Source organism: Pseudomonas plecoglossicida NBRC 103162 = DSM 15088, from assembly GCF_000730665.1.
Taxonomy (GTDB): domain Bacteria; phylum Pseudomonadota; class Gammaproteobacteria; order Pseudomonadales; family Pseudomonadaceae; genus Aquipseudomonas; species Aquipseudomonas plecoglossicida.
In genome coordinates this window covers 24,773-42,496 of the sequence record NZ_BBIV01000051.1, presented here as the reverse complement: position 1 = coordinate 42,496, position 17,724 = coordinate 24,773, and the positions used below count along the sequence as shown (strand labels likewise).

At 65.8% G+C, this 17,724-nt stretch carries 11 protein-coding genes; 7 read left to right on the top strand and 4 right to left on the bottom strand.

Annotated elements, in window-relative coordinates:
• Positions 1-55: 55 nt before the first annotated feature.
• Together ilvA and PPL01S_RS21735 are read right to left on the bottom strand one after the other, a co-directional pair.
• The gene (ilvA, locus tag PPL01S_RS21740; protein ID WP_016394751.1) at positions 56-1,618 is read right to left on the bottom strand and encodes a threonine ammonia-lyase, biosynthetic; all 1,563 of its coding nucleotides are present in this window, start codon (positions 1,616-1,618) and stop codon (positions 56-58) included.
• A gap of 182 nt (positions 1,619-1,800) precedes the next feature.
• Positions 1,801-2,232, bottom strand: a complete 432-nt coding sequence (locus PPL01S_RS21735) for a PACE efflux transporter (protein ID WP_016394752.1) — start codon at positions 2,230-2,232, stop codon at positions 1,801-1,803.
• 196 nt (positions 2,233-2,428) lie between these two features.
• Here PPL01S_RS21735 and wecB point away from each other — a divergent pair, with 196 nt between their 5' ends.
• From wecB to PPL01S_RS21710, 5 genes are all read left to right on the top strand, one after another.
• Positions 2,429-3,583: a non-hydrolyzing UDP-N-acetylglucosamine 2-epimerase gene (wecB, locus tag PPL01S_RS21730; protein WP_016394753.1), complete on the top strand. Its 1,155-nt coding sequence runs from the start codon at positions 2,429-2,431 to the stop codon at positions 3,581-3,583.
• Positions 3,580-5,754 (top strand): cyclic di-3',5'-guanylate-activated glycosyltransferase NfrB, encoded by a 2,175-nt coding sequence (gene nfrB / locus PPL01S_RS21725; protein WP_016394754.1) that lies wholly within the window; start codon positions 3,580-3,582, stop codon positions 5,752-5,754. The genes wecB and nfrB overlap by 4 nt, the downstream gene beginning before the upstream one ends.
• Positions 5,751-8,753: a phage receptor gene (locus tag PPL01S_RS21720; RefSeq protein WP_028625358.1), complete on the top strand. Its 3,003-nt coding sequence runs from the start codon at positions 5,751-5,753 to the stop codon at positions 8,751-8,753. Before nfrB ends, PPL01S_RS21720 begins: the two co-directional genes overlap by 4 nt.
• Positions 8,753-9,592, top strand: a complete 840-nt coding sequence (locus PPL01S_RS21715; protein WP_016394756.1) for a DUF4434 family protein — start codon at positions 8,753-8,755, stop codon at positions 9,590-9,592. The genes PPL01S_RS21720 and PPL01S_RS21715 overlap by 1 nt, the downstream gene beginning before the upstream one ends.
• Positions 9,593-9,717: 125 nt before the next feature.
• A complete protein-coding gene (locus tag PPL01S_RS21710) occupies positions 9,718-10,809 on the top strand; it encodes a GGDEF domain-containing protein (protein WP_028625357.1) in 1,092 nt (363 codons plus the stop codon).
• Positions 10,810-10,925: 116 nt separating this feature from the next.
• Here PPL01S_RS21710 and PPL01S_RS21705 read toward each other — a convergent pair whose 3' ends face one another.
• Together PPL01S_RS21705 and PPL01S_RS21700 are read right to left on the bottom strand one after the other, a co-directional pair.
• Positions 10,926-12,227: an ATP-binding protein gene (locus PPL01S_RS21705; protein WP_028625356.1), complete on the bottom strand. Its 1,302-nt coding sequence runs from the start codon at positions 12,225-12,227 to the stop codon at positions 10,926-10,928.
• Positions 12,228-12,231: 4 nt separating this feature from the next.
• On the bottom strand, positions 12,232-12,933 hold the full coding sequence (locus PPL01S_RS21700) for a response regulator (protein WP_028625355.1): 702 nt from the start codon (positions 12,931-12,933) through the stop codon (positions 12,232-12,234).
• Between the two features lie 215 nt (positions 12,934-13,148).
• Here PPL01S_RS21700 and PPL01S_RS21695 point away from each other — a divergent pair, with 215 nt between their 5' ends.
• Positions 13,149-14,333: an efflux RND transporter periplasmic adaptor subunit gene (locus tag PPL01S_RS21695; RefSeq protein ID WP_028625354.1), complete on the top strand. Its 1,185-nt coding sequence runs from the start codon at positions 13,149-13,151 to the stop codon at positions 14,331-14,333.
• 11 nt (positions 14,334-14,344) lie between these two features.
• Positions 14,345-17,470: a multidrug efflux RND transporter permease subunit gene (locus PPL01S_RS21690; protein ID WP_028625353.1), complete on the top strand. Its 3,126-nt coding sequence runs from the start codon at positions 14,345-14,347 to the stop codon at positions 17,468-17,470.
• Positions 17,471-17,724 lie beyond the last annotated feature (254 nt).

Below are 17,724 nucleotides of genomic sequence, written 5' to 3'. Positions count from 1 at the left end.
CGCTCGATCTTCAATTCAGCATACATGCCACGGCAAGCACACTGCGTCGCACCCCTCACCCAAGAAACAACCGATACGCCGGATTCTCGGTCTCATCCCAATACCGATACCCCATCTCCTCCAGCGCCTGCGCCATCCCCGCCTGTTCATCCATCGGCACTTCCAGCGCCGCGAACACCTGCGCCTGCGCCGCACCATGATTACGGTAATGGAACAAACTGATGTTCCAGCGCTTGCCCAACCGCTCCAGAAAACCCAGCAACGCCCCCGGCCGCTCGGGGAACTCGAAGCGCAGCACCCGTTCTTCAGCCCCCGGCGCCGCATGCCCGCCCACGGTATGGCGCACATGCAGCTTGGCCAGCTCGTTGTCGGTCAGGTCGAGCACGCTGTAGCCCTGCTCGCCGAGGCTGGCCAGCAATCGATCGCGCGGATCATGCAGCGGGTGAGTCTGCACGCCGACGAACAGACGCGCCTCCTTACCTGGGTAATAGCGGTAGTTGAACTCGGTGATCTGCCGCCGCCCCAGTGCCTGGCAGAATGCACGGAAACTGCCCGGCTGTTCGGGGATGGTTACGGCGATGATCGCTTCGCGCTGCTCGCCCAGCTCGGCGCGCTCGGCCACATGGCGCAAGCGGTCGAAGTTGACGTTGGCCCCGGAATCGATGGCCACCAGGGTCTGCCCCTGCACGCCCTCACGGGCCACGTACTTCTTGATCCCGGCCACGGCCAGGGCGCCTGAAGGCTCGGTGATGGAACGGGTGTCGTCGTAGATGTCCTTGATCGCCGCGCACAGTTCGTCACTGCTGACCGTGACCACTTCATCGACGAAGTGCCGGCACAGTTCGAAACAATGGGCACCGACCTGGGCCACCGCCACGCCGTCGGCGAAGGTACCGACCTGCGGCAGGATCACCCGCTCGCCTGCGGCCAGCGCGGCCTGCAGGCAATTGGAATCTTCCGGTTCGACGCCGATTACCTTGACCTGCGGTCGCAGGTACTTCACGTACGCAGCGATACCGGCCACCAGCCCACCGCCGCCCACAGGCACGAAGATCGCATCCAGCGCCCCCGGTTGCTGACGCAGGATCTCCATGCCAACGGTGCCCTGCCCGGCGATCACGTCCGGGTCGTCGTAGGGCGGTACGAAGGTCGCGCCTTCTTTGTCGGCCAAGGTCAGCGCATGGGCCAGGGCATGGGGGAAGCTCTCGCCGTGCAGCACCACCTCACCGCCTCGCGAACGCACGCCCTCGACCTTGAGCGACGGGGTGGTGGTCGGCATCACGATGGTTGCCTTGATGCCCAGCCGGGCGGCCGCCATGGCCACGCCCTGGGCGTGGTTGCCCGCCGAGGCGGTGATCACCCCGCGCTCGCGCTGGACCGTGCTCAGGCGCGAGAGCCGGGTGTAGGCACCGCGGATCTTGAACGAGAAGGTCGGTTGCAGGTCTTCGCGCTTGAGCAATACCTGGTTGCCCAGGCTGGCGGACAATGCCGGGGCCCGTTGCAGCGGGGTCTCGATGGCCAGGTCGTACACCGGCGCCGAAAGGATGCGCCGTACCTGCTCCGACAGCAGCTGCTGCGGGGTTGGCGGGGTACGTGGACTGACGTTGAGGTTGGTCATCGATGCAACTCCTTGGCTGTATTCACGTTGCCCAGGAGTCAGAGAGAAAAACCCGCCTCCAGGGCGGGTTCGGTGCACGTACGCGCTAGCCCGCCAAGCTGATAATGGCGGTAATAATAATGGCGTTCACGTGCGGGAAAGTGTTCATGGGGTGGGAACTTATCCTGCCCGATGCGGGCAAGTCAACACTTGGCTTGCTGGGCCGAGAGCGGCACGTCGAACACTTTGTCGAAGCCCCACTGGAACACGAAGGCATAGACGAAGAAGAACACGAACAGCGCCAGGTTGGTAAGGAGCGCCGCCCACAGGCTGACATCCAGCCAGTACGCCACCAGCGGCAGCAGGAGCACCACCAGGCCGCCCTCGAAGCCCAGGGCATGCAGCAGTCGGCGCATGAAGGTGCGCTCACGTTTGTGCTGACGGGCTTCCCAGCGCTCGAACACCCAGTTGAAGCCCATGTTCCAGCTCATCGCGATGCCCGACATCAGCATCGACAGCACGGCCGACTGGGCCATGCCGGCCCCGAACGCCAGCTCCAGCGCCGGTGCCACGCAGGCCACGGCGATGACCTCGTAGAGAATGGCCTGGACGATCTTGCGTGCCTTGCCTTGCATGTGCAGCTCCATGATGAAAAGCCATGACAAATTACAAGGTGCATCCTACAAGAAAAAGTCTGGGAGACACATTTGTCTGACCGTTCAATCAACAGTGCGCATTGGACAACCCCGCCCCTGACTGCTTGTATCTATCCATTGCAAACGGCAATGAGTCGTATCGCTTCGTCCGGCAAATCGAACGAGGAACACGTCGATGGCTAACACCGTCATGATGGTATTCGGCACCCGCCCAGAGGCGATCAAGATGGCTCCGCTGGCCAGGGTGCTGCGCGAATGGCCGGACCTGGACCTGCATATCTGCTCCACCGGCCAGCACCGCGAGATGCTCGGGCAGGTGCTCACGGCGTTCGGCCTGAGCGTCGACCAGGACCTCAAGGTGATGACCCAGAACCAGACCCTCAACGGCCTGGCGCGCGACCTGCTGGACAAGATCGACAAGGCCTATGAACAGGTCAAGCCAGACCTCGTGCTGGTGCACGGCGACACCACCACCAGCTTCATCGCAGGCCTGGCCGCCTTCCACCGGCACATCCCCATCGGCCATGTCGAAGCCGGGCTGCGCACCGGCAACCTGCAGCAGCCCTGGCCGGAAGAAGCCAACCGGCGCCTGACCGGGGTGATTGCCGACCTGCACTTCGCCCCCACCACCAAGTCCCGTGACAACCTGCTGCGCGAAGGGGTGCCGCTGGAAAACATCGAAGTCACCGGCAACACCGTGATCGACGCCTTGCTGTGGATGCGCGAGTACCTGGCCGCCAGCGCCTGGCACCCGGCAGCCGACTCCCCCCTGCACGCCCTGCGCGACGACCAGCGCATGGTGCTGATCACCGGCCATCGCCGGGAAAACTTCGGCGCCGGTTTCGAGCGCATCTGCCTGGCCCTGGCCGAACTCGCCCTGCGCCATCCCGACGTGCAGTTCGTCTACCCCGTGCACCTCAACCCGCATGTGCAGAAAGCGGTGTACGGGCTGCTGTCCGGACGCGACAATATCCTTCTGGTGCCGCCCCAGGACTACCAGCATTTCGTCTGGCTGATGAACCGCGCGCACATCATCCTGACCGACTCCGGCGGCATCCAGGAAGAAGCCCCGGCCCTGGGCAAGCCGGTGCTGGTTCTGCGCAAGGTCACCGAACGGCCCTCGGTGCTGGAGGGTGGCACGGTCAAGCTGGTCGGCACCCTGACCGAACGCATCGTCAAGGAGACCAGCCACTTGCTCGACGACGACGCGGCCTACCGGCAGATGGCGCGGGTCTTCACCCCGTTCGGCGACGGCCACGCCAGCGAGATCATTGTCGAACGCCTGAGCCGCTGGTTCGAGGAAACCGCCAAGCAACGGGATGACGCATGAGCCTGGCTTTTATCGACTTCCTGACCTATGTGCTGTTCGGCCTCAAGATCCTGGCGATCATCCTCGCCACCCTGATGTTCCTGCTGGGCCTCGATGACCTGTTCATCGACCTGTGCTATTGGGGCCGCAAGCTGATCCGGCGCTTTCGCATCTACGACAAGTACGAGAAGGCCGACGAGAAACGCTTGTACGAAGTGCCGGAAAAACCCCTGGCGATCATGGTCCCGGCCTGGAACGAGGTGGGCGTGGTCGGCGAAATGGCGCGCCTGGCAGCCTCGACCATCGACTACGAGAACTACCAGATCTTCGTTGGCACCTACCCCAACGACCCGCAGACCCAGGCCGACGTCGACGCCGTCTGCCTGCACTACCCCAACGTGCACAAGGTGGTCTGTGCCCGCCCCGGTCCGACCAGCAAGGCCGACTGCCTGAACAACATCATCGACGCCATCCTGCGCTTCCAGGACGATGCGCGCATCGAGTTCGCCGGTTTCATCCTGCACGACGCCGAAGACGTGATCTCGCCCATGGAGTTGCGGCTGTTCAACTACCTGTTGCCCAACAAGGACATGATCCAGATCCCGGTGTACCCCTACGCACCGGAATGGAAAGGTTTCACCGCCGGGCACTACGTGGACGAATTCGCCGAGAACCACGGCAAGGACGTGATCGTGCGCGAAGCGCTTACCGGCCAGGTGCCCAGCGCAGGCGTCGGCACCTGCTTCAGCCGCCGCGCCATCAGCGCGCTGCTCGAAGATGGCGACGGCATCGCCTTCGACGTGCAGAGTCTTACCGAAGACTACGACATCGGCTTTCGCCTGAAGCAGAAAGGCATGAAGTGCATCTTTGCCCGCTACTCCATCAGCGACCCGGCGCTGACCCTCAAGCAGGAATGGCGCCTGGGCATGAGCCGTGAGTTTTCCCAGGTGATCTGCGTGCGCGAGCACTTCCCGCGGGACTGGCAGCACGCCATCCGGCAGAAGTCGCGGTGGATCGTCGGCATCGTGTTCCAGGGCACCAGCAACCTCGGCTGGAGCCGTACCGGCGCGCTCAACTACTTCCTCTGGCGCGACCGCCGCGGGCTGTTCGCCTACCTGCTGAGTTTTTTGGTCAACCTGTTGCTGCTGGTGCTGCTGGCCATGTGGCTGGTAACGGTGATCGCCCCGCAATCGTGGCGTTTCATGTCCATTCTCAGCGACAGCTGGCTGCTCACCACCCTGCTCTGGCTCAACGGCCTGATGCTGATCAACCGCCTGTTCCAGCGCGGCTGGTTCGTTACCCGCTTCTACGGCATCGGCGAAGGCCTGCTGTCGGCGCCGCGGATGATGTGGAGCAACTTCGTCAACTTCTTCGCCAACCTGCGCGCCTTGCGCCAGGTCATGGAGATGGGCGATTCGCGTCGGGTAGCGTGGGACAAGACCACCCACGAGTTCCCCGCCCTCGCCTCGCCGGCGCGCACCCCGCTGGGGCAACGGCTGGTGGCCAAAGGCCTGATCAGCGAGCAGCAGCTGGAACAGGCCATCACCAGCCCGGTGCGCCGCCGCCTGGGCCGCGAACTGTTGCTGCGCGGCTGGCTGAGCAGCGAACAACTGGTGCAGGCCCTGGCCGAGCAACTCGACCTGCCCTGGGCACCGCTCAACCCGTTCAAGCTCGATGCACGGCTGATCGCCACCCTGCCCCGCCGGCTGGCCACCCATTACGGGGTGCTGCCGGTGGCGGAGGATGGCGACACGCTGGTGCTGGCCAGCGAGACCCCGGTCAGCCAGGTGTCGCTGGGGGTAATCAGCCGCCAGCTCAAGCGCCCGGTGAGCTGCCGCCTGGCCCCCCAGGGCCGGGTCACCCTGGGCCTGGGCTACCACTACCCCAGCCCCTGGCAGACAGAGCAGACCCGGCACATGCTCGAGGTGCTCGAACAGCACCAGGACAACGCCGAACTGATCGAGAAGGTCAGTTGCCACCAGGTCATGCTCGGCACCCTGCTGCAAGTGCGCGGCATGGTGCCGGTGACGCTGTTCAACCAGGCACTGATCGATTTCGACCCCGAGCGGCAAAGCCTCGGCGAGCACCTGATCGCCCGCGGCATCATCACCGAGCAGGTGCTGCAGCAAGCCCTCGCCGAACAGGCCAGCGAGCAGCAGGCCGCCTATGACCTGATCCGGGAGGTGGCATGAAGCCGCGTTTTACCCTGACCTTCACCAGCCTGTTGCTGTGCTCCGCCGCGCTGCCCTCGCTGGCCGCGCCGATGACCGAGTTCCAGCGCTTCACCAGCTTCCCGTTCATGGAGCGCAGCTACCGCGAAGCGAAGAAGGACAACTGGGTCGAAGTCGAGCGCCTGACCCGCCACGTGCTCGGCCGGGTACCGAACAACGACGAGGCCCGCGCCCTGCTGGTCGAGGCCCTGGCCCACCAACGCCGCTACAAGGACGCTGAAGCCGTCGCCGAGCAGATGGCCGGCAGCGCCGAGCAGGCCGATACCTTGCAGGAACTGCGCCTGACCTGGATCGAACAGGACCCGCCGGCGGCCAGCCAGGTGGAAAGCTGGATGGCCAGCGCCGATGCCAACCAGCGCGTTCGCCTGTGGCAGGCCTATAGCCTGAGCCTTGCCAAGTTCGGCGGTGCCGGCAAAGCCCTGGACTGGCTCAGCCAGATCCCCCCGCGCAACGACGGCCGGGTATTGCGCCTGGCGCGAGCCAATTTCGCCGAGCAACTGCGCGACTGGAACCAGACCATCGAACAGCTGCAACCGCTGGCCGACAAGGGCCAGCTGCCCGCACAGGACTGGCAGCGCCTGGCCAATGCCTATATCCAGCAGGTCGACGAGCAGGGGCTGAACAAACTGCTGCAGACGGCGCCCTCCGCCGAGGCGGCCAACCAGGCCCGCCTGGCCATGGCCAACCGGGCGATTGCCGTGGGTCACAACCAGCAGGCGCAGCGTTGGCTGCAAACCCTGCCGAGCGACCAGTTGCAACGACCGGAACAACGCCAGCAATTGTGGGAACTGGCCCGGGAAGGGGGCGACGCGCCCCTCGTCATGCGCTTGAGCAATGAGCTGCAGCGCCCCTGCCTGGAAACCGTGGACTGGCTGTCCCGGCATGACCCGGACCTTGCCCGCGAACAGTTCAAGGGTTGCGCAGACCAGGCGGATGCACGCGCCTACGCCGTGCTCAAGCAGCGCCTGTACGGTGACCCGGTGCAACCGCCGCAACCGCGCACGGCAGCCGAGTGGGAGCGCCGCTACCGCCAGAGCGGCGACCTGGCCGCGCTGGAGCAAACCACCTTCCTGCTGCTGCAACAAGGCCAGGCCGAGCACGCCCGGTCATTGCTGGAGCAGGCCTACGACCGTCGCCAAGGCCGACTGACGCCGTCGCTGCTGCAGCGCCTGGGCAATCTCTATGCGCGCATCGACGGACCGCTGGACAGCCGGCGCATGCTCGGCCTGGTGCCCAGGGTCGATGCCGCTACCCGCGCGCAGCTGCTGGGCCGCCTGGCCGAGAACGGGCAATGCGATGCCGTGCGCCAGGCCATTCCCGCCACGCCGACCGAAGCCGGCCAACTGCGCGCCCTGGGCCGCTGCGCCATGCCCGACCAGCCCGGTGAGGCCGTGGTCTATTACCAGGCCGCCGAGCGCCTCGGCGGCGCTGGCGACCGCCTGCCGCTGGCCTATGCCCTGGAAGCCGCCGGCGACTCGCAGTCGGCGGCGCCGATCTGGCGCAGCCTGCCGGACAGCGCCTGGACCGACAATGCCCGGCTGACCGCGGCCAGCGGCGCCCTGAACAACGGCGATGCCCAGGCCGCCCGCCGCTACTGGGATGGCGCCCGGCACCAGAGTGCCGATGACTGGGCCCTGGGTGCCAGCATCGCCCAGCGCCAGGGCGACCCCCACGCGGCCCTCGAATTTCAGCGCCAGGCCCTGGCCCACAACCCGCGCGCCGATCACTACTATGCCGCCGCCAGCACCGCGCAAACCGCTGGCGACAGCGCGCAGAGCACGGCCTGGCTCGCCGAAGCCGTGCGCCTGGCCCCTGACCAGCCGCGCTACCGCGCCGACTACGGCATGCGCCTGGCCGGCTCGGCCGACAAAGCCCAGCGCCGCCAGTCGATCCCCTACCTGGAGCAGGCCACCCGCGACTTCCCCGAAGACTATCGCCTGGGCGAGACCCTGGCGCTGCGCTACGACGAAGCCGAGGACAGCGCCTCGGCGCGACGGGAACTGCGCCGGATCATCGACGTGGAAGAGCACCTGGTCGACGGCGACGACGAGTACGGCAGCCTCGAAGCGCGAAAATACCGCCAGCGCCGAGCCCACGAGAGCCTGTCACGGCGCGATACCGTCACCCTGGCCAGCACCTGGTCGCCTGCGGGCACCTCGACCAACGACAAGTTCCTCGACAACGGCCAACGCAGCGGTACGTCACGCAAGGCCCAGTCGCAGAACGTGCAGTTGGCCATGTGGGACCACGCCCTGGGCGAAGAGCCCAGCCGCAACGGCAGCACCCTGTCGGTCTACGGCCGGGTGCTGTTCGGTGGCCAGAGCCGCACCGACTACGCCCAGAGCATGGGCACCGGGGTCGGCCTGCGCTACAAGCCACTGGGCCAGGCCAACCTCAACCTGTATGCCGAGCTGTATCACCAGCGGCAGATCGATGATGAGCACTACAGCGGCCTGAGCCTGGGCGAGCTGCTCAGCCCGGCCAAGGTCGGCGGCAACTGGGGCGACCTGCGGCACAACGCGCAATCGAGCAACGACCTGCTGCTGCGCGCCACCTCCTCGTTCCTCGACCAGGGCGACTGGCGCAACGACTGGCGGGTCGACGAGGACGACTGGAACGAACGCTTCCTCTATCTGGACGCTGCCTGGTGGACCCGTGCCGGCGACCACGCCTGGCTGTCGCGCTACCAGCAGGGCCACGCCTGGAAACTGCCCGGCTCCTCGCCACAGACCGTCATGCCCTATGGCTTCCTCGAATTCTCCAGTCAGGACCCGAGCAACGACTGGCGCCAGGATGCCCGCGCCGGGGTCGGCGTGCGCTGGCAATGGTGGTTCGACGATGATCGCTACAACGCCTACCGCGGTTCGCTGAAAGTGCGCGCCGAATACCAGCAGTCGCTGGGGGGCAACCTCTACGTGCGCGCCAATGGCGTGCTGGTTGGCGCGGAGATGAACTTCTGATGCGTACCTTGCTGGCAATCTGCATGCTTGCCCTGTGCCTGCCGGCCATGGCCGACCAGCGCCTGTTCTATCAGCCACTGAACCGCGATGCCGGAGTGACCCCCGCCCAGTGGCAGCAGCTGTGGCGGGCGACGGCAGCCCAGGGCGGCAAGACCCTGATCGTGCAATGGAGCGCCTATGGCGACAGCGATTTCGGCGGCCCCCAGGGCTGGCTGGCAAACAGCTTGCGCCAGGCCCGGGCCCAGGGGCTGGAGCTGGTGCTGGGGCTGTACATGGACCCGGCCTACTACCAGCGCATCGACGAACTCGACGGCGATGGGCTGACCGGCTACTGGAAAGCGCAACTGGGCCGCTCGCTCGGCCAGTACCAGCGGCTGCGCCAGGACTGGCAGTTGCCAGTGGCGGGCTGGTACCTGCCGCTGGAGCTGGACGACCTGCATTTTCGTGATGCGCTCCGGCGCCAGGCGTTGTTCACCCAGTTGCAGGCGTTCAACCGGCAGTTGGACAAACCCTTGCATATCAGCGCCTTCAGCGCGGGCAAGCTGGCACCGCGACCGAATGCCGCGTGGCTGGATGAACTTGCAGGCTTGGGCTTGACTGTGTGGTGGCAGGACGGCGTCGGGACCGGGCGGTTGCCGCCCATGGTACGCCAGGGCTACGAACAGGCCTTGCCGTGCAGGGTGGGTGTGGTGCGCGAGGCGTTTCGCCAGGTGAGCGCACCGGGGCAGGCGTTTCGCGCAGAGCCTGCCGAGCCGAAGCTCGGCGGCGGGTGCCATGCCGAGGCAGTGTTTGCGTTGCGCTACCGGCCTTGGGCCCGGGGTATCCTGCCATTGAATTGAGTGCCTGTACCGGCCCTGTCGCCGGCAAGCCGGCTCCCACATCGAAGCCTGTGCTGACCTTGTGGGAGCCGGCTTGCCGGCGATAGGGCCGCAGCGGGCAAAAGCAGTCCTCACAAGGAACCCCAATGCTCAGGACCCTCGAAGAACACGTCCGCCAACAAGTCGCCCCCGCCGCGCTGCGCTCGGAATTTCGCCAATACGAATTCGAGAACGCGCGGCGCGTCTGCCAGCTCATCTTCTGCGTCAGCATCATCATATGGGTGGTGTTCGACCTCATCGTCAGCTACATCGGCAAGCAGGGCTTCACCTGGCTGTCGGTCGCGTTCATAGCGCCAATGTGCAGCCTCACCGTGGTGCTTGGTTTCACCCGCAAAAGCCATCACTTCGATGTCCTGAACCTGTTGTTCGTCGCCATCATCACCGTGGGCATGCGCCTGATCACCGATGGCCTGCCGATCGAACTGCGCCCGCTGTGGCTGGTACTGGTCATCTCGACCGTGCTGTACAGCGTGTCGGTACTGCCGGTGCGGCGCTGGTCGTTCTTCTGTGTGCTGGTGCTCACCTGGGCCATTCTCAACCCGTTCTACGGCACCGACATCGAACTGAGCGACCTGGAAGCCATCATGCTGGTCAGCTACGCCGTGTTCCTCAGCGGCCTGGTGATCTACACCTACCTGCGCCTGCGCCAGACCAAGCTGCACAATTTCTACATGGCCAAGCTGCTGCTGGAGCAGGCCTACGTCGACGTGCTGACCGAAATCCCCAACCGCCGCTCGTTCATGACCAAGGCCGAGCGCCAGTTGCAGGCCGCGCCGGGCGGGCAGTACCTGGCGATGATCGATATCGACAACTTCAAGAAGGTCAACGACCGCTTCGGCCATGACATCGGCGACCAGGTGCTCAAGCGCGTGGCCGTGCATATCAAGGCGTCCATGGGCGACTACGAATTCGCCAGGCTCGGCGGCGAGGAGTTCGCCATCTTCTTCAAGGGCCTCGACCAGGAGGGCGCCGAGCGGCAAGTGGCGGCCTTGTGCAAGCGGGTGCGGGAAGATGTGGGCGAACATCCGGTGACCATCAGCATCGGCCTGGCCCGGGTGGACAGCGCTGATACCTTGACCATGGCACTGGTCAAGGCCGACCAGGCGTTGTACGAGGCCAAGCACAGTGGCAAGGACAGGTTCGTGCTGTGGACTGCCGAGCTGGCCGAAAGCGACTAGCAGGCCTGGCCTTATCGCCGCGGTTCGTCGCCACGACAAGCCGGCTCCCACAGGTTTTGTGCAGCACCCAGACCTGTGGGAGCCGGCTCGCCGGCGATAGGGCCCGAACAGCCACCCTACCCACCCCCAGGCAAACGTATCCTGAACTGCGCCCCACCCAGCGCCGACTGCGCCACGGTCAGCGTCCCGCCCTGCCCCTCGATCGCCCGGCGGCTGATCGCCAATCCCAGGCCAAACCCGCCGGTATTGCGGTCCCGGCTGCGGTCCAGGCGGTAGAACGGCTGGAAGATCCGCTCACGCTCCTGCACCGGGATGCCGATCCCGTCATCCTCGACCGTCAACAGGCAGGCGCCGTCCTCTTCCAGGCGCAGGCGCAACAGCAGGCTCTGGTCGCAATAGCGCATGGCATTGCGCACCAGGTTCTGCACCGCCCGGGCCGTCAACCGCGGGTCGAGCACGAAGCGTGGCAGTTCACCCTCGGCCCGCACTTCCCAGCGAATGCCACGGGCATCGAGCTCTTCGGCAAAGCCGCCGAGCACACTGTCGACCAGCTCCAGCAACGACACCTCGACCCGCTCACGGGCCTGGTCGGCGTTGTACAGCCGGCTGTAGGACAGCAACTCGAGCACCAACTCGTCCAGCTCGCGCACATGCCCCACCAGCTCCAGCAGGCGCTTGCGGCTGGCCGGGGGCACTTCGTCGAACAGCAGCACCAGGCCGAAATCCAGGCGGGTGAGCGGCGTGCGCAGTTCGTGGGACACCGCGTTGAGCAACTCGCGCTGCTGGTTGACGTGGCGTTCCAGGTCGCTGGCCATGGTGTCGAACACCCCTGCCAGCTCGCCGATGTTCGAGTGCGGCGAAATGTGCGTACGCTCGGCCATCTGCCCCTGGCCCAGGCGCCGGGCGGTTTCCTTGAGGCGCTCCAGGTCCCGCCAGTGCGGCCATACCCATAGCAACAGACAGCCGAGCATGGCGGCGACGATCAGCACGGTGACGCCCCAGGAAAGAACATTGATGTCCAGCGGGTCGGGCGGCGAATGCAGGCTCACCAGCCAATCCTTGTCCAGCGGTGCCAGCACCGTCCGGTAGTAACCCCAGTCGCCAATACGCACCACGTACAGGCCATGTTCCACACGCGCTTGCTCAGGCGCAGTCAAATCGGCCTGGTCGCTGCGCAACAGGCTGACCTGCAGCGGCGCGAACGCCTGCGCCAGCTCCTCTTCCACCGCTGGCCATTGCTCGCGGGGCGCCTGGCGGAACTGGCGAACGATCAGCGACTGTACGCCCTTGGCCTGGTCCAGGTTGTAGGCCATGAAGCGCTCGTGAAACAGGCCGACGATGGCGTCGGGGATCAACAGCAGCGCGCCGGCATAGCCGACGATGATCACCAGGTACAGACGCACCAGGATCTTCAGCACCCCTTCAGCACTCCCACTCGACGCGGCTGAACAAGTAGCCCTTGCCCCACACGGTCTTGATCTTGCGGGCTTCGCCGGCGCTGTCGTCGAACTTGCGGCGCAGCTTGGAAATGGCCACGTCGACCGAACGGTCGGTGCCATTGAACTCGATACCGCGCAGTTGCTGGAGAATGCGGTCACGGCTGAGCACTTCGCCGGCATTGCGCGCCAGCACCACCAACAAGTTGTATTCACCGCTGGACAACTCCACCTCTTCGCCGCGCCAACTGATCAGGCGCTCGGCCAGGTCGATGTGCAGGCCGCCCACCTGGATGCGTTCATTGTCCAGGCACGGCTCGTTGACGCTGCTGCGGCGCAACAGGGTACGCACACGCGCCAGTAGCACCCGCGGCTCGCACGGTTTGGTGACGTAGTCGTCGGCCCCCATTTCCAGTCCCAGTACCTGGTCGTGGCTGTCGTCGCGGGCGGTCAGCATCAGGATCGGCACGCTTTGCGAGGCCTGGCGCAGCAGGCGGCACACCTGCAGGCCGTCGAGGCCCGGGAGCATCAGGTCGAGGATCACCAAGTCCGGTTTGTCGCGGTGGAAGCTGTCCAGCACGTGATCGCCGCGGGCGATCACCTGCACATGAAAACCGTTGCGTTGCAGGTAGCTGGCGATCAGTTCGGACAGGGCGCTGTCGTCTTCGACCAGGAGAATGTTTGGCATAGGCGCTTGACAGAATGTAGAGAGGACCTCATCGGCCCCCGTGGGAGCGGGCTTGTCCCGCGAAAGGACCAGCACCGATATCAGCCAGCAGAATATAGAATCCTACAAGCCGGAAGGATTATTCGTCACACTTTTTCACACACGTCCTACAGCTGTTAACAGGCACCCAGGGAACGACTGCCGTAGCATACAGCCATCATCATCGGAAGATCCGTATGCCTACCATTCTCTCCCCTCGCCTGCGCCCCGTGGCGCTCGTGGCGCTGCTGGCCTTGCCCCTGGCCGGTTGCAACGACAGCGCCGAACAGGCCGAACAGGCCGAACAAGCTCCCCTGCCCCAGGTTCGGGTAGAAACCCTGCAACTGCAGCCGCTGGCCATCAGCACCGAACTGAGCGGGCGCATTCTTGCCCCGCGCACCGCCGAAGTGCGTGCCCGCGTCGCTGGCGTCGTGCTCAAGCGCGTCTACCGCGAGAGCAGCGACGTCAAGCAGGGCGACGTGCTGTTCCTCATCGACCCGGCCCCGTTCAATGCCGACCATGACAGCGCCCGCGCCACCTTGGCCAAGGCCCAGGCCAACCTGTACCAGGCGCGCCTGCAGGAGCAACGCTACCGTGAACTGGTCGACGACAAGGCGGTCAGCCGCCAGGAGTACGACAACGCCCGCGCTGCCTTCCTCCAGGCCGATGCCGTGGTTGCCGAGGCCAAGGCCGCCCTGGAGCGGGCGCGCCTGAACCTGGGCTATGCCACGGTTACCGCGCCGATCTCCGGGCGCATCGGCAGGGCCCTGGTGACCGAAGGTGCGCTGGTGGGGCAGAACGAGACCACGCCCCTGGCCACCATCCAGCAACTGGACCCGATCCACGCCGACATCACCCAGTCGACCCGCGAGCTCAACGCCCTGCGCCGCGCCCTGCGCGCCGGCGAGTTGCAGCAGGTGGGCAACAGCGAGGCACGCGCCACGCTGATCCAGGATGACGGCAGCGCCTACCCGCTGCCCGGCAAGCTGCTGTTCTCCGACCTCAGCGTCGACCCGAGCACCAACCAGATCACCTTGCGCAGCGAGTTCCCCAACCCCGACCTCGACCTGCTGCCTGGCAGCTACGTGCGCGTGCGCCTGCAGCAGGCGCTGCAGCCCAAGGGCATCAGCGTGCCGCAGCGGGCTATCCTGCGCGACAGCGCGGGGGTGCCGAAAGTGCTGGTGGTCGACGCCCAGGCGCGCATCGGCGAACGCCAGGTGCAGCTGGGCAGCGTCCAGGGCGACCGCTGGATCGTCAGCGACGGCCTGGTCGCGGGCGATCGCGTGGTGGTCGAAGGCCTGCAGCACGTCAAGGCCGGCGACCAGGTCCAGGTCGAAGCCACCCCGGGCAACCCGCCCATCGCCCAGCACAACGGCCAGTGAGGGCCTGACCCATGCCGCAGTTCTTCATCGACCGCCCGATTTTCGCCTGGGTGGTCGCAATGTTCATCGTGCTTGCCGGCGCGCTGGCCCTACCCCAGCTGCCAGTGGCGCAATACCCCAACGTGGCCCCGCCGCAGGTGGAAATCTACGCCGTGTACCCGGGCGCTTCGGCAGCGACCCTGGACGAAAGCGTGGTCAGCCTGATCGAACAGGAGCTCAACGGTACCGACAACCTGCTGTACTTCGAGTCGCAGAGCAGCCTGGGCAGCGCCACCATCACCGCCACCTTCGAGCCGGGCACCCACCCGGACCTGGCCCAGGTCGACGTGCAGAACCGTCTCAAGGTGGTCGAGTCGCGCCTGCCCCGGGCCGTGACCCAGCAGGGCCTGCAGGTCGAGAAGGTGTCCACCGGCTTCCTGCTGCTCGGCACCCTCACCTCGGAGGATGGCAGCCTCGACGAGACCGCGCTGTCGGACATCCTCGCGCGCAATGTGATGAACGAAATCCGTCGCCTCAAGGGCGTCGGCAAGGCCCAGCTGTACGGCGCCGAGCGCGCCATGCGCATCTGGATCGACCCGCGCAAGCTTGTCGGCTTCACCCTCACGCCCAACGATGTGGCCGTCGCCATCGCCGCGCAGAACGCCCAGGTCGCCCCTGGCAGCATCGGCGACCTGCCGGCCCGCGGCAGCCAGGAAATCACCGCCAATGTGGTGGTCCAGGGCCAGCTGAGCACACCCGAGGAATTCGCCGCGATCGTCCTGCGGGCCAACCCGGATGGTTCGACGGTGACCATCGGCGATGTCGCCCGGGTCGAGATCGGCGCCCAGGAATACCAGTACGGCACGCGCCTCAACGGCAAGCCGGCCAGTGCGTTCAGCGTGCAGCTGGCACCGGGGGCCAACGCCATGGAAACCGCCACGCTGGTGCGGGCGAAGATGAAGGAACTGGCGCGCTACTTCCCCGAAGGGGTCAAGTACGACATCCCCTATGACACCTCGCCGTTCGTCAAGGTGTCGATCCAGCAGGTCATCAACACCCTGTTCGAAGCCATGTTGCTGGTGTTCGCGGTGATGTTCCTGTTCCTGCAGAACCTGCGTTACACCCTGATCCCGACCCTGGTGGTGCCGGTGGCGCTGATGGGCACCTTCGCGCTGATGCTGGCGCTGGGCTTCTCGATCAACGTGCTGACCCTGTTCGGCATGGTCCTGGCCATCGGCATCCTGGTCGACGACGCCATCGTGGTAGTGGAGAACGTCGAGCGGATCATGGCCGAAGAAGGCCTGCCGCCCAGGGAGGCCACGCGCAAGGCCATGGGCCAGATCAGCGGTGCCATCGTCGGCATCACCCTGGTGCTGGTGGCGGTGTTCCTGCCAATGGCCTTCATGAAGGGTTCGGTCGGCGTCATCTACCAGCAGTTCTCGCTGTCGATGGCGGTGTCGATCCTGTTCTCGGCGTTCCTTGCCCTGAGCCTGACCCCGGCCCTGTGCGCGACCCTGCTCAAGCCCCTGGGCAAAGGCGAGCACCACGAACGCAAAGGCTTCTTTGGCTGGTTCAACCGCCGTTTCGAAGCCATGAGCAACGGTTACCAGCGCTGGGTGGTCCAGGCGCTGAAGCGCAGCGGGCGCTACCTGCTGGTGTACGGCGTGCTGCTGGCCGTGCTCGGCTACGGCTTCAGTCAGTTGCCCACCGCCTTCCTGCCGACCGAGGACCAGGGCTACACCATCACCGACATCCAACTGCCACCGGGTGCCAGCCGCATGCGCACCGAACAGGTGGCCGCGCAGATCGAGGCGCACAACGCCGAGGAGCCTGGCGTGGGCAATACCACGGTGATTCTCGGCTTCAGCTTCTCCGGCAGCGGGCAGAATGCGGCGCTGACCTTCACCACCTTGAAGGACTGGTCCGAACGCGGCGGCGACGACAGCGCCCAGTCGATTGCCGACCGGGCCAGCGCGGCCTTCTCGCAGATCCGCGATGCGGTCGCGTTCTCGGTGCTGCCACCGCCAATCGACGGCCTGGGCGAGTCCACCGGCTTCGAATTCCGCCTGCAGGACCGGGGCGGCATGGGCCATGCCGAGCTGATGGCAGCGCGTGACGAGTTGCTCGAAGGCGCCGGCAAGAGCAAGGTGCTGGTCAACGTGCGCGAAGCCTCCCTGGCCGAAAGCCCGCAGGTACAGCTGGAAATCGACCGCCGCCAGGCCAACGCGCTGGGCATCTCGTTCGCCGACATCGGTGCAGTGCTGGACACCGCCGTGGGCTCCAACTACGTCAACGACTTCCCCAACCAGGGCCGCATGCAGCGGGTGGTGGTGCAGGCCGAAGGCGATCAGCGCAGCCAGGTCGAAGACCTGCTGAAGATCCATGTGCGCAACGACAGCGGCAAGATGGTGCCACTGGGCGCCTTCGTCCAGGCCAGATGGGTCAGCGGCCCGGTTCAGCTGACCCGCTACAACGGCTACCCGGCGGTGTCGATTTCCGGCGAGCCGGCGCCCGGCTACAGCTCCGGCGAAGCCATGGCCGAAGTCGAACGCCTGGTCGCGCAGTTGCCGGCCGGTGCGGGCCTGGAATGGACCGGCCTGTCGCTGCAGGAGCGCCTCTCCGGCAGCCAGGCACCCATGCTGCTGGCCCTGTCGCTGCTGGTGGTGTTCCTGTGCCTGGCGGCGCTGTACGAAAGCTGGTCGATCCCCACCGCCGTGCTGCTGGTGGTCCCGCTCGGCGTGCTCGGTGCGGTGCTGGCGGTGACCCTGCGCGGCATGCCCAACGATGTGTACTTCAAGGTGGGCCTGATCACCCTGATCGGCCTGTCGGCCAAGAACGCCATCCTCATCATCGAGTTCGCCAAGAGCCTGGTGGACCAGGGTGTGGACGCCGCCGACGCCGCCGTGCAGGCCGCACGCCTGCGTCTGCGGCCGATCGTCATGACCTCGCTGGCGTTCATCCTCGGCGTGGTGCCGCTGGCCATCGCCACCGGCGCAAGCTCGGCGAGCCAGCAGGCGATCGGCACCGGAGTGATCGGCGGCATGCTCAGCGCCACGCTGGCGGTGGTGTTCGTGCCGGTGTTCTTCGTGGTGGTGATGCGCCTGGCAAAACGTGGCCAAGTGACTAACCAGACCACCAGTGAAGAGCGTGCCTTATGACAAACGAGCTCGGTCGGGTAGAAGTCGGTATGTCAATGTTGCTGGCATCGGTGGAGGGTCTGAAATGAATAAAGCTCGCCATGCCAGTGCCAGCAGCCAAGTCCAGGCACTCGTGGGCCAGCAAGGCGAGCCAGCTATCTGCGCAAGCAATTGGGTGCTGGACGTCTCATTGAAACGATGCTTTGTACTAAATCCCTAGCCTCATACCCACTAAATGGATAATGGGTGCCTTCAGCAGTTAAACTGTTGGCCTT